The 12,864-nt window shown below is 67.8% G+C and carries 11 protein-coding genes and 1 tRNA gene; 4 read left to right on the top strand and 8 right to left on the bottom strand.

The features are described from left to right. Window positions 1-2: 2 nt before the first annotated feature. The 8 genes from WEE69_05430 to dnaA all read right to left on the bottom strand — a co-directional run bounded on the left by WEE69_05430 (window position 3) and on the right by dnaA (window position 9,710). A tRNA-Ile gene (locus WEE69_05430) sits at window positions 3-79 on the bottom strand. A gap of 22 nt (window positions 80-101) precedes the next feature. Then, window positions 102-593 carry a DUF3566 domain-containing protein gene (locus WEE69_05425; GenBank protein ID MEX1144727.1) on the bottom strand — a complete coding sequence of 164 codons (492 nt, stop codon included), beginning with the start codon at window positions 591-593 and terminating at the stop codon, window positions 102-104. 236 nt (window positions 594-829) lie between these two features. Next, complete coding sequence (gene gyrA, locus WEE69_05420) at window positions 830-3,292, bottom strand: DNA gyrase subunit A (protein ID MEX1144726.1); 2,463 nt, start codon at window positions 3,290-3,292, stop codon at window positions 830-832. 15 nt (window positions 3,293-3,307) lie between these two features. Further along, a complete protein-coding gene (gyrB, locus tag WEE69_05415) occupies window positions 3,308-5,224 on the bottom strand; it encodes a DNA topoisomerase (ATP-hydrolyzing) subunit B (protein MEX1144725.1) in 1,917 nt (638 codons plus the stop codon). Window positions 5,225-5,497: 273 nt separating this feature from the next. After that, window positions 5,498-5,842 carry a DUF721 domain-containing protein gene (locus WEE69_05410; GenBank protein ID MEX1144724.1) on the bottom strand — a complete coding sequence of 115 codons (345 nt, stop codon included), beginning with the start codon at window positions 5,840-5,842 and terminating at the stop codon, window positions 5,498-5,500. Then, a complete protein-coding gene (locus WEE69_05405) occupies window positions 5,839-6,948 on the bottom strand; it encodes a DNA replication/repair protein RecF (GenBank protein MEX1144723.1) in 1,110 nt (369 codons plus the stop codon). The genes WEE69_05410 and WEE69_05405 overlap by 4 nt, the downstream gene beginning before the upstream one ends. Window positions 6,949-6,959: 11 nt before the next feature. Then, window positions 6,960-8,060 carry a DNA polymerase III subunit beta gene (dnaN, locus tag WEE69_05400; protein ID MEX1144722.1) on the bottom strand — a complete coding sequence of 367 codons (1,101 nt, stop codon included), beginning with the start codon at window positions 8,058-8,060 and terminating at the stop codon, window positions 6,960-6,962. A gap of 216 nt (window positions 8,061-8,276) precedes the next feature. After that, window positions 8,277-9,710 carry a chromosomal replication initiator protein DnaA gene (dnaA, locus tag WEE69_05395; GenBank protein MEX1144721.1) on the bottom strand — a complete coding sequence of 478 codons (1,434 nt, stop codon included), beginning with the start codon at window positions 9,708-9,710 and terminating at the stop codon, window positions 8,277-8,279. Window positions 9,711-10,027: 317 nt separating this feature from the next. Between dnaA and rpmH the strand changes: the two genes are divergently transcribed. The 4 genes from rpmH (at window position 10,028) to jag (ending at window position 12,776) form a co-directional block, all read left to right on the top strand. Continuing rightward, window positions 10,028-10,162, top strand: a complete 135-nt coding sequence (gene rpmH / locus WEE69_05390) for a 50S ribosomal protein L34 (protein MEX1144720.1) — start codon at window positions 10,028-10,030, stop codon at window positions 10,160-10,162. Window positions 10,163-10,478: 316 nt separating this feature from the next. Further along, the gene (gene yidD, locus WEE69_05385) at window positions 10,479-10,754 is read left to right on the top strand and encodes a membrane protein insertion efficiency factor YidD (GenBank protein ID MEX1144719.1); all 276 of its coding nucleotides are present in this window, start codon (window positions 10,479-10,481) and stop codon (window positions 10,752-10,754) included. Between the two features lie 12 nt (window positions 10,755-10,766). Beyond that, complete coding sequence (locus tag WEE69_05380) at window positions 10,767-11,888, top strand: YidC/Oxa1 family membrane protein insertase (GenBank protein ID MEX1144718.1); 1,122 nt, start codon at window positions 10,767-10,769, stop codon at window positions 11,886-11,888. Window positions 11,889-11,900: 12 nt separating this feature from the next. Further along, a complete protein-coding gene (jag, locus tag WEE69_05375; protein MEX1144717.1) occupies window positions 11,901-12,776 on the top strand; it encodes an RNA-binding cell elongation regulator Jag/EloR in 876 nt (291 codons plus the stop codon). Window positions 12,777-12,864 lie beyond the last annotated feature (88 nt).

The raw sequence follows: 12,864 nt of genomic DNA, 5'->3' as shown, positions 1-12,864 counted from the left end.
CGTGGTGGGGCTAGGTGGAATCGAACCACCGACCTCATCCTTATCAGGGATGCGCTCTAACCGGCTGAGCTATAGCCCCAAACGGTCGATGAGGGTACCGCCTACTGACGCGGCGTTGCCTCTTCTTCTCGCACGGTGAACTCGATGCCACCGAAGAGCTCGGCGAAGATGTTGTAGAAGGACGCGGCGACCACGGTGACGATCACCTGGATCATCACCACGACGAGCCCGATGAGAATCGTGCCGCGCAGCACCTCCGCAGACAAGAACTGGAACGAGTCCTTCTTGGCGGAGAGCAAGTCGCCGATGAACTTCTCGATGTCACCGACAATCCCTGCGGCATCGGCGATGACCCACAGCGAGATCAGGGCCACGAGCGTCACGAACATCGCGCTCAGGTAGAAGCACAACGACAGCTTGGTCACCGACCACAGGTCGACCTTCACGAGCGTTTGGCGGTACTGACGCTCGGTGCGCGGCGCCATCGTCGGGCGCGACGTCGTCGCCGAGCGCGTGCTCCGCCGGCGGGAGCGAACCGGCGCGAGATCCTCGTCGCCCCCGAGATCGAGCTCCGTGGGTACTGCCTCCGCCACGGGTGCGGGTGGTGCGGGAGCAGCTGGCGCGGGCCGCGGAGCCGCAGGAACCGACGCCGACGCCGTGGCCGGCCCCGCGCTGTCGCCGCCGCGACGAGCGCGACGAGCCGGTGCACTCGGGCCGCCGGGCCCTGACGACACCGGCGCGGTGGAGCCGGGCGGCGGCGGCGCGTCGATGCGAACCCCGTCGGGGGCCGAGGGCGACGTGAGATCTTCCGGGGGGGTGGACAAGTTCCTCAGATGTCCTCTCCGGTGTCGCCCTCGAGGACCGGGGCGACTGCAACGATGGTCTCGCCTTCGCCCAGGCGGGCGACCCGCACGCCGGTGGCATCCCGGCCTTGGACCGAGATCTCAATGACGGGCAGCCGAATGATATTGCCACCTGAGGAGAACACCAGAATCTCGTCGTCGTCGCTCACCGTGAACGCACCGACCACACCGCCGCGGGCCTCGGTGACCTTCATCCCCCGTACACCCTGGCCGCCCCGACCCTGCTTGTGGAACAGGTCGAGCTTCGTTCGCTTGCCGTGACCGCTCGAGCTCACGAACAGCATCACCGCGCCCCGGCGGTACACGTCGCAGCCCACCACTGAATCCTTCGGCCGCAGCCGCATGCCCCGAACGCCGGCGGCGGCGCGGCCCATGGCACGCACACCGCTCTCGCTGAAACGGACGGTCTGACCGTTGCGCGTGGCCATCACGATGTCGTTCTTGCCGGTGGTCTGCACGACACGTACGAGCTCGTCGTTGCGGGCCAGGTTGATCGCGATCAGACCACTGCGGACCGACGTGTCGTACTCGGTCATCCGAGTCTTCTTGACGACGCCGTTCTTCGTCGCGAACAGCAGGTACGCGCCTTCCTCGTAGGTACGCGTGTCGATGATCGCCTCGATGCTCTCGTCCTGGGCCAACGTGATGAGGTTCACCAACGCGGTGCCGCGGGCGGTGCGGTCCTTCATCGGGATCTCGTGCGCACGGAGTCGGTACACCTTGCCCCGGTTGGAGAAGAGCAGCAGGTACGAGTGGGCCGTTGTGTTGAGAAGCTTGTCGACGTAGTCGTCGTCCTTGGACCGGCTGCCGCGCACGCCCTTGCCGCCGCGGCTCTGGCGCCGGAACGTGTCGGCGGCTACCGACTTGATGTAGCCCTTCTTGGTGAGGACGACGACGACCTCTTCGTCCTGGATCAGATCCAGCACGTCGATCTCGCCGGTGTCGACGGTCAGGCGCGTGCGCCGGTCGTCGCCGTAGCGCGCCTTGAGCTCGAGCAGCTCGTCCTTGATGACCTTGCGCAGCTTCGGCTTGCTCTTGAGGATGGACTCGAGCTCCTTGATCGTGGCTTGCAGCTCGGCCAGCTCGTCGCGCAGCTTCTGGCCCTCGAGCTGCGTGAGGCGACGCAGCTGCATGTCGAGGATGTAGTTCGCCTGGACCTCGGTGAACTCGAACGGCTTCTTCATGAGGCCGGCGCGCGCGACGTCGACATCGGCCGATTTCTTGATGAACTCGATGATCTTGTCGATCATGCCGAGCGCCTTCACGAGGCCCTCGACGACGTGCTCGCGCTCCTTCGCTCGCCTGAGGCGGTACTCGGTACGCCGAGTCACCACCTCCATCTGGTGGGCGACGTACACGAGGATCGCCCGGTCGAGGCTGAGCACCATCGGGACGCCGTCGACCAGGGCAAGCATGTTTACGGGGAAGTTCGTCTGCATCGGCGTGTGCTTGTAGAGCTGGTTGAGCACGACGTTGGCGTTTGCGTCGCGGCGCAGCTCCACGACGAGACGCGGCGTGTCGCCGGCCGACTCGTTGCGCACATCGCGAACGCCCTCGATCTTTCGGTCGTTCACGAGCTCGGCGATCTTCTGGCCGATCACCTCGACGGAAGTCTGGTACGGCACCTCGGTGACGACGATGCGCGCCTCGCCGCGCTTGCCCTCGTCGATCTCCGCGACGGCGCGCATCTTGATCGAGCCCCGGCCTTTCGAATACGCGTCCTTGATCCCGTCCTTGCCGAGGATGAGCGCTCCGGTCGGGAAGTCGGGGCCCTTCACGATCTTCATGAGATCCGAGACCTTGGCGTCGGGGTTGTCGATCATGTACACCGCGGCGTCGATGATCTCGCTGAGGTTGTGCGGCGGGATGTTGGTGGCCATGCCGACGGCGATGCCGCCGCCGCCGTTCACCAGCAGGTTCGGGAACCGCGCCGGCAGCACCACTGGCTCCTGGTTCTGGCCGTCGTACGTCGCTTCGAACTCGACGGTCTCCTCATCGATCTCGCCGAGCAGCTCCATCGCGAGCGGGGCGAGACGCGCCTCGGTGTAGCGCTGGGCCGCGGGTCGGTCGGCCGGGTCGGGTGAACCGAAGTTCCCGTGCCCGTCGATCAGCGGGTACCGCAACGAGAAGTCTTGGGCCATGCGCGCCAGCGCGTCGTAGATCGCCTCGCCCGCGTGCGGGTGGTACTTGCCCATCACCTCGCCGACGGCCTGCGCCGACTTTTGATGCTTGCGGTCGGGGCGAAGACCTTGGCTGAACATGCCGTAGAGGATCCGACGGTGCACGGGCTTGAGGCCGTCGCGTGCGTCGGGCAGCGCTCGAGCGGTGATGACCGACATCGCGTAGTCGAGGAAGGAGCGCTCGACTTCCTCGCGGATCTCGACGAGCTCGATGTCGCCAAGGCTCTCTTGCACCGCGTCATCGGGCATTGCTGATCAGCTCCTCTACGCGTCGATGAAGCGAACGTCTTTGGCGTTCTCCTGGATGAACGCCTTGCGGTGCTCGACGTCGTCGCCCATGAGGCGCGAGAACACGCCGTCGGCGATCGCGGCGTCTTGCACCGAGATGCGCAGCAACGATCGCGTCGCCGCGCTCATCGTGGTGAGGCCGAGCTCCTGCCAGTCCATTTCGCCGAGGCCCTTGAACCGATTGACCTCGATCTTCGACCCCTCGTGCTCGGACTCGAAGTTCCGCAACGTGAGGTCGTCCTTGAGGTAGTTGCGCTCCTTGCCGATGTCGGCGCGGAACAACGGCGGCTGCGCGATGTAGATGCACCCGTACTTGACGAGCTCGGGCATCTGGCGGTGGAAGAACGTGAGCAGCAACGTGCGGATGTGCGCGCCATCGACGTCGGCGTCGGCCATGAGGATGATCTTGTAGTAGTTGAGCCTGCTGCCGTCGAAGTCTTCGCCGATGCCGGTGCCGATCGCCTGGATGAGCGACTGGATCTCTTCGTTCTTGAGCATCCGGTCGACGCGCGCTCGCTCGACGTTGAGGATCTTGCCGCGGATCGGGAGGATCGCCTGGACGCGCGGATCGCGCGCGCGCTTGGCGCTTCCGCCCGCGCTGTCACCCTCGACGATGAACAGCTCGCACTCGGCCGGGTCCTTCGACGAGCAGTCAGCGAGCTTGCCCGGCATCGCGGCGGAGTCGAGCAGCGACTTGCGCCTGGTGAGGTCGCGCGCCTGGCGCGCCGCGACGCGGGCGCGCGCCGCCTGGAGCGACTTGCCGATGATTGCCTTGCCCTCCGACGGGTGCATCTCGAGCCACTCGGCGAGCTTGTCGTTCGTCGCCTTCTCCACCAGGGAACGCATCTCGGTGTTGCCGAGCTTGGCTTTGGTCTGGCCCTCGAACTGCGGGTTGCGCAGCTTGACGGAGACGATGGCGGTGAGACCCTCGCGGATGTCTTCGCCCTGGAGGTTCTCGTCCTTGTCCTTGACGAGTCCCTTGCCCTTCGCGTAGCGGTTCAGCACGTTCGTGATGGACTTCTTGAAGCCCTCTTCGTGCATGCCGCCTTCGGTTGTCGCGATGTTGTTCGCGAACGAGTGGATGCCCTCGTAGTAGCCCGTGTTCCACTGCATCGCGATCTCGACCTCGGAGTCCTTCGCGGTCTCGCCGAAATCGATCACGCGCTTGAACAGCGGTTCCTTCGTCTCGTTAAGGTGACGCACGAAGTCGACGATGCCGCCCGAGTACTTGAAGATCTGCTCCTGCGCGGGCTGCGTTCGCTCATCGCGGAAGCGGATCTCGAGTCCGCGGTTCAGGAACGCCATCTCTTGCAGCCGTTCGAGGAGGGTCTGGGCGCGGAACTCGGTCTCCTCGAACACGGTGGGGTCCGGCCAGAAGGTGACGGTGGTACCGCGCTTCTTGGAGGGCCCGACGCGCGTGAGCGCGCCTTGGGGGACACCGCCTTTGGCGTAGTGCTGCACCCAACGGCCTCCGTCACGGTGGATCTCGAGCTCCAGCCGGCTCGACAGTGCGTTCACCACCGACACGCCGACTCCGTGCAGGCCGCCGGAGATCTTGTAGCCGTCGCCGCCGAACTTCCCGCCCGCATGCAGCGTGGTCATGATGATCTCGGCCGCCGACTTGCGCTTGTTCTCGGAATGCGCGTCCACCGGGATCCCGCGGCCGTTGTCGGTGACGCTGCAGGCGCCGTCAGGGAGCAACGTCACGTCGATGCGAGTCGCCTCACCCGCCATTGCCTCGTCGACCGAGTTGTCAACGACCTCGTAGACCAGGTGGTGCAGACCTGAGGGCCCGGTCGAGCCGACGTACATGCCCGGGCGCTCGCGAACCGGCTCGAGGCCCTTGAGAACCGTGATGTCCTTCGCCGTGTACTTCGACTTTGCGCCGCCCACGGCCCGCGCCGGGGTGCGCGCGGTCGATTTCGTCGTCCGGCTGGCCGCTTTCGTGGCTCGCGGTGGGGTCTCGGCGGTTCGTGATTTCGACTTCGCGCTGGACTTCGCAGGGCTCAACGCGCGCGCACCTCGGGGGCTCGACTCGGTCTGGGGGAAGGCCGGGCCGGACCGGGTCTTTGCCGGCAAAAGTGCAGGTCAGAGGCCCGAAACGGCACCTCTCACTCTATCAGACGATCGCCCGGACGACCGCGCGCAACGGGGCCTGGGGCGTGCTCATGACGGCGGGTCGACGACCACTCGGACACTACGCACGACGTCACGACCGGTGACCTCCTCGACGCGTCGTCGCAGCACGTCTTCGAGGTAGCGGAGCTCCGTCGCCCAGGGCGCGGCGTCGACCGCGATCGTCAACACGCCTCCGCGGAGCGTTCGGAGGCGCGCGTGGGGAGCCACCGTGGCGCCGACGATTTCGGCCCAACGCTCGGAGAGCGCGCCCATCGCGACCGGGTCGGGGAGCCCGAGCTCGGCGCTCACCGATCCGAGCGCGTCACCGACGGGCGTCGGGTCGTCGTCCGGGCCCGTCGTGCGGCGCCGGCCTGTCCGGCGGGGCCCGTTCACGTCGACTCGATTTTTCCGTCGGCGACGCGCACCTGTTGCTCCGGGTGCACGCCAGCCGGCAGGGCACCCGCGGTGGTCACGATCGTCTGGCCTACCGGCAGCTCGTCGACCAGGGCATCGGAGCGGTCGGGGTCGAGCTCACTGAACACGTCGTCGAGGAGGAGCACCGGCTGCTCGCCGAGGATCTCGGCGGCCAGGCGGTGCCCCGCGAGTCGCAAGGCGAGCGCCAGCGTTCGCTGCTCGCCCTGTGAGGCCTGCGTGCGGCTGTCGAAGCCCCCGACGTCGAGGCGCCACTCGTCACGGTGCGGGCCCACGAGGGTGAGCCCCCTGTCGAGCTCCTGGCGCCGGCGCGCCACCAGGGCTCCCCGCAGCAGGTCGGCGACCGCGCCGGGATCCGGGGATCCGCCGTCGGCCCATTCGGCTTCGTATCGCGCGCCGATGGCGGTGGTGGTCGGCGCCAACGCGCGATACGCGCGTTCGAGCGCCGGCCCGAGCTGGTCCACGAGCTTGAGCCGACCGGTCACGAGCTCAGCCCCTGCGGTCGCGAGCCGCTCGTCGAACACCTCGAGGGTGGCGGTTGCCTCTGTGCCGCGCACGCCGCCCTTGAGCAGCGCGTTCCGATGGCGCAGGACCTTCTCGTAGTCGGTGCGGGTCGCCTGGTACCTCGGCCCGGTCGCGACGAGCAGGTCATCGAGGTACGCGCGACGCCCGGCCGGGCCGCTCTTCACGAGCGCGAGATCGTCTGGCGCGAACACGGTGACGCGCAGGCATTCGAGCAGGTCACGGGTACGGGTGCTCGGGTGATGATCCACCAGGATGCGGTTGCGGCCCACCGCCCGCACCTCGGCCTCGACAGAACGCTTCCGCTCGCCGTCGTCCGACGTCACCTGCACCCGCAGCACAGCCTGCTCCGTGCCCGCGCGCACGAGCGCGGCGTCGGCCACACCCCGGAACGACTTGCCCAGGGCGGCCCACCCCACGGCTTCCAACAGGCTGGTCTTGCCCGCGCCGTTGCCACCTACGACCGCGGTGACCCCGGCCGGGAGGTCGAGTTCAGCAGCTTCGTAACAGCGAAAGTCGAGGAGGGACAGCGCGGCGATGCGCACGGCCGACGCCGTCAGGCGATGCGCACGGGCATCAACAAGTACAAGAAGTCGCTGTCACCGCCGCGCAGGACCGCCGGCTTGAGCGGATCGGTCGACTCGATCGTGATCTCCGACGCCGCGGCTGCCTCGACGCCGTCGAGCAGGAAACGGGCATTGAACGCGACCGTGAGGTCGGTGCCCTCGTACTTGGCCTCGACCGGCTCGTAGGACTGGCCGACATCTTGGGCGGTCGCCGAGAGCTCGAGCCCGTCGGCTGACATCGCGAGTCGGATCGGCGCGGAGTCGCGGTTGGTGCCGCCGACGAGGCTCACCCGCTCAACCGCGCTCACGAGCGCGTCGCGCTCGACCGTAAGCCGGTTCGGGTAGCCGCTCGGGATCAGCTGCTGGTAGTTCGGGAAGTCGCCCTCGATGAGCCGCGCTGATACTTCGGTGTGCGCGAGACGAAACGACACGTAACGCTCGCCGAGGAACACTTCGACGTCCTCGTCACCGAGGAGCCGTTGGAGCTCGCCGAGGCCCTTGGCCCCGACGAGCACCTTCTGGCCCTCCGGCAGCAGCGAGATGCCGGCAAGGTCACGTACCGCGAGCCGGTAGGAGTCGGTGGCGACAAGCCGTACGCCCTCAGCCGTGGACGCTACGAGCACGCCGGTGAGGATCGGGCGGGCGTCGTCACGAGACGCCGCGGGAACTACCTGACGGAGCCCTTCCGAGAGCGGCGCGCCGGCGACTTTGACGGCGTCACCCTCCGGCTCGGGCAGCCGCGGGAAGTCACTCGCGGCCAGCGTGCGAAGCTCCGACCGGAACCGGCCGGCTTCGATCTTCGCCTGGTCGTCTCCGATCTCGACCTGGACCCGGGTACCACTTGGGAGCTTGGCCAACGTGTCGACGAGGAGCCGGGCCACCAGGACGGCCTTCCCTTGGCCCTCGACCTCCGCATCGACTCGCGACCGGATCGTGAGCTCGAGATCAGAACCCGTGAACTCCACGCTGCCCGGACTCAAGCTCGCCTGGAGCCCGGAGAGTACGGGCAACGCGCCAGCACGAGAAGCCACGGCTCGGTAGGCCGTGCTCACAGCCTTCTCGAGCGTGTCCCGCTCGCACACGAACTTCACGTCCAAGTTCTCCCGTTCGCCTTCTCTTACTAAAGAGATCTTTGGTTGTAGCAGTAGTAGAGCCTGTGGATTGTGGATCAGTGACCGTTTTCGCAGGTGAAAGGCTCGATCGTTGTCCCCAGGAAATCCCCCGCCATCCCCAGCGCATGGGGCGGTGAGAGAGGTCCGCACCCGTCGTGCACCAAAGCCCGGATCTTTCCCCAGTCCTCCACAGCGTTATCCACTGCTCCCGAGCCGAACCCGGCCAATGAGGTCGCTGACCTGCTCAAACGTCACGTGGCGCTCGGTCATCTGGCCACGAATCTTGTCGACTGCGTACATCACCGTGGTGTGGTCGCGGCCGCCGAAGGCCTCGGCGATGCGCGGATAGCTGAAGTCGGTGACCTCCCGCATGACGTACATGCTGATCTGGCGGGCGGTGACGAGGGGCCGGCGGCGGCTCTTGCCGCAGAGCTCATCGACGGTGAAGCCGAACATCTTGGCGGTCTCTTCGAGAATCAGGTCGGCGGTGATGGCCCGGGGCTTCGTCGCGGGCAGGAGGTCGGCGAGCACGGTCCGGGCCACCTCCTCGGAGAGCGCGGCTCGGTTCAGGCTTGAGTAGGCGGCGACCCGGATGAGGGCGCCCTCCAACTCGCGGATGTTGTCGCGCACGTTGCTCGCGATGAAGCCCAGCACCTCGTCCGGGATTCCATCGAGCTTCTCCGAGCCCGCCTTCTTGCGCAGGATCGCGAGGCGGGTCTCGAACTCCGGGGGCTGTACGTCGGTGATGAGGCCCCACTCGAACCTCGTGCGGAGGCGGTCCTCGAGCGTGGCGATCGACTTGGGTGAGCGGTCCGACGAGATGACGATCTGGCCACCCTCGTTGTGGAGCTGGTTGAACGTGTGGAAGAACTCCTCCTGGAGCTCCTGGGTGCGCTCGAGAAACTGGATGTCGTCGATGAGGAGCACGTCGAGATCGCGATAGCGGCGCTTGAAGACGGGCATCCGGGTACGCTCGCGGATTGCCTCCACGAAGTCATTCATGAAGGACTCGGTCGACACGTAGCGAACACGCTTCTTCGAATAAAGGCTGCGCACGTGGTGCCCGATCGCCTGGAGCAGATGGGTCTTGCCGAGTCCGGCCGGCCCGTAGATGAACAGCGGGTTGTAGGCCTGTGACGGTGCTTCGGCCACGGAGAGGGCGGCCGCGTGGGCGAACCGGTTCGACGCGCCGATGACGAACTGGTCGAACGTGTACCGCGGATTTAGCGTGCCCGACGCCCAGGTGGACTCACTCGACGACGTGGGGGCGACGGCAGTCTCGGCGGCCGGCTCCGCGACCACGAGGGGGCCCGCGGCCCGCACGGGGTCGTCGTTGCGAGCATCGGTGTCGACGAGGAACTCGACCGCGACGTCTCGGCCGGTCGCTCCACGGAGCGCGTCGTCGAGCATCGGGTGGTAGGCCGAGCGAATCCGCTCGGCCGCGAGGGTGCTCGGGACCCCGAGCACCAGCACGTCGTGTTGGAAGCGCAGCGGCCGGACACCCTGGAACCAGGCGTGCCAGGTGGCGTCGGCGAGCTCGGCCCGGAGCTGGGGCGCGGCCTGTTCCCAGATGCGTTCGGCGAGGTCGTCAGCCGCCGCCGCGACAGGGTCAAAGTTGTCCACAGGCACGTCCACAGTTGTGGAGAACTGCGGGGGCGACCGTGGGCCTCCCCCTGGGCTGTCCGGCTGATGGGGCCGGAGGCCCCGGCGAGGAAGCGAGCCGCACTGGGCCGGTTTCGTGCGGTGCGCGGCGGAACGTAGCGCCGCGCGTGTGTGTGTGCAAGAGGGACGCGCGACCGTGTGCGCGGCGCGCGGCGCGAGCGAACCCTCGAGCGCGCGCGGCCCGCGTTGCGAGTAGGTCCGGAGCACTCGTAGACTCGCTCCCAACCGGCGCGCCACCCCCACCCTCACCTCGGTCGCGGGGTCCGCCGACCGAGGAGGCAAGCGTGAAGCGCACGTTCCAGCCCAACAATCGGAAGCGGAAGAAGAAGCATGGGTTCCGCGGCCGCATGCGCTCGAAGGGCGGACGCGCGGTCATCCGGTCGCGACGCAGCCGCGGTCGTAAGCGACTGTCAGCCTGATCTGGCCCGTTCGCGACCGTGCAACCTTCGCGGCCCTCTCCAGGGCTCGGCGAGCTCGTCAGGGACCCGTCACGCTCCGGTACGTACCCGACCCGGAAGCCGGCTCACCGCGCGTCGCGTTCGCGATCGGTCGCGCCGCTGGGAGCGCGGTGGCGCGAAACCGCGCGCGACGTCGTCTCCGCGCGGCGATCAGGGATCTCGGAGATCAGCTCGGGCCAGGGTCGTACCTCTTCGGCGCGGATGCGCGAGTCGTGAGGATGCCGTTCGGCGAGCTCAGCGACGCGGTCGGAGCCCTCGTTCGCGAGGTGCGAGGCGCATGACCTGCTCGACGACGGTCCCGGCGCGTCTCGCGATGCTTCCGGTGCGAGGCTGGCGGTTGCTGAGCTCGCGGCTGCCGCCGCGGTGCCGGTTCCACCCCTCGTGCTCGGCCTACGCCCTCGAGGCTCTCGAGACCCACGGCGCAGCCCGGGGCACCTGGCTCGCCGCCCGTCGCGTGGGCCGCTGTCACCCGTGGAATCCGGGCGGCGTCGACCCCGTTCCCCCAAGATCGAACACACGTTCCCCTCGGTCGCGCGTGGCGCCGACCGCCTGAGAGAGGTCCCCGATGCTCGACTGGCTCTACGAAGCCATCGCCTGGCTCCTGGCCGTCTTCTACTCGGTCGTGCCCAACCTGGGCGTGGCCATCATCCTGCTCACCTTCACGATCATGTTGATCCTGTATCCGCTGACCGCGAAGCAAGCCAAGTCGATGATGGCGATGCAGCGGGTCCAGCCGGAGATCAAGAAGCTGCAGGCGAAGTACAAGAACGACCGCCAGAAGCTCAACGAAGAGATGATGAAGTTCTACCAGGAGAACAAGATCAACCCGCTCGCGGGTTGTCTGCCCCTCTTGGCGCAGATGCCGATCTTCATTTCGCTCTTCAACGTGCTCCGCAACTCCCAGAAGTACGTGCCCACGAAGGGCTCACTCGGGCAGCTCTACGCCGACCTCTGCCATGGGTTCGAGAATTGTGGTGTCGAAGTGACCCGCAAGATCGCGGACACCTTCCCTGGCGAGAGCCTCCAGATCGGCAAGCCGCTGATCCATCACCTCAAGTTCCTCGGCATCGACTTGCAGCTCACCGCTACCGACCCCCACGGCGGGTTCTTCGACGCCTCGCCGTACTTCCTGCTCGTCGTGCTGGTGATGCTCACCGGCTTCCTGCAGAGCCGCCAAGCCCAGAAGCGCACGCCCGTCGCCAACAAGCAGATGGGCGTGGTGATGAAGGTGCTGCCGGTGTTCTTCGGGCTCATCTCGCTGAACTTCCCAGCCGGGCTGGTGCTGTACTTCTTCGTCAGCAACCTCTGGCGGTTGGGCCAGCAGGAGGTCATCTTCCGGCGGCACGGGTCGGTGTTGCATGCGCCCGGCGGCAAGCTCCTGGACGCCAAGAGCACCGTGCGGGGCGGCAAGTCGGCAGAACCGTCGACGGCGATCGAGGCCGCCGCGGAAGCCGAACCCGCAGCGGCAGAGGAGCACCGAGCCGCGCCGGCACCGGAGCGCGTGACCGCGACCACGCAAGAGCGGAGCTCGGGGCTTCGAGGCTTGTTCGCCATGCCGCCCCCGCCAGAAGACAACGGCGGTGGTTCGCGAGGGGCGGCGCCAGCCGACCCTGCGAAGGGCGGGGGTTCGGGCGCCAGCCGCTCGTCACAACCCCGTCGGCGCAACAAGAAAAAGCGCAAGCGCTAGAGGATGGAATGGGTGGAGACCACTGGCCGGACGGTCGCTGAGGCGCTGGACAGCGCCCTCGACGAGCTCGGGGTGGACGAGGACGAAGTCGAGTACGAGGTGATGGAGGAGCCCCGAGGTGGGCTCCTCGGGCGGCGCGAGGCGCGCATCCGGGCCCGGGTGAAGCCCGTCTCCCGGGAGAAGCCGGGCGAGCGGCGCCGCCGCTCGAGCCGACGGGACCAAGGGCGGGGCGAGGCCCGACGACCGCGACGGCCGTCGACGGCACCGGCGGCAGTCGCCACCGATGATGGCGACGCGGCCCGTCCTGCGACCAGGCGCCGACGCCGAGGTGGACGAGGACGCGGCGGTGCCCGCAGCGGTGACCAGGCTCGTGAGCAGCGCCCGGCCGGCGCGAGAGGAGAGGAAACGATGGACGAGGAAGTGGACGAGGTCTCCTTGGAGGAGCAGCGAGCGTCCGCCGAGGAGTTCACGCGGGGGATTGTCGACGCCTTTGAAGTCGGTGCCGCGACCGAGGCGCGAATCGAGGACGACGGTGTGCTCGTGGACGTGACCGGAGACGACGTGGGCCTGTTGCTCGGGCCGAAGGGAGCGACGCTCCAGGCCATCGAGGAGTTGGTCCGCACGGCCGTCCAGCGCCAGACGGAGGGCCGCGGCGCCCGCATCAACGTGGATGTCGGGGGCTACCGGGCCAAGCGCCGGGAAGCCCTGGGGAAGTTTGCCCGGGAGCTCGCCGAGCAGGTCTTGGCATCGGGTGAGGACCAGGCGCTGGAGCCGATGAACGCGTCGGACCGCAAGGTGGTGCACGATGCGGTCGCCGAGCTGGACGGGCTGGCCACGGCGTCCGAGGGCGAAGACCCCCGGCGCTGGGTGGTGATCCACCGCGTCTGACGGTGCCCACCCGCCGGCACTCGTCCGTGCGCTCGAGGAGGCGCGCGGCCAAGGCTTCCTCGGGCCAGGGCCTGTCAAAGACCACCTC

It is taken from the genome of Acidimicrobiia bacterium (genome assembly GCA_040881685.1).
Lineage (GTDB): Bacteria > Actinomycetota > Acidimicrobiia > IMCC26256 > PALSA-555 > SHVJ01.
Note: the sequence above shows the minus strand (reverse complement) of the source record. Positions and strands in the feature narration are given on the sequence as shown.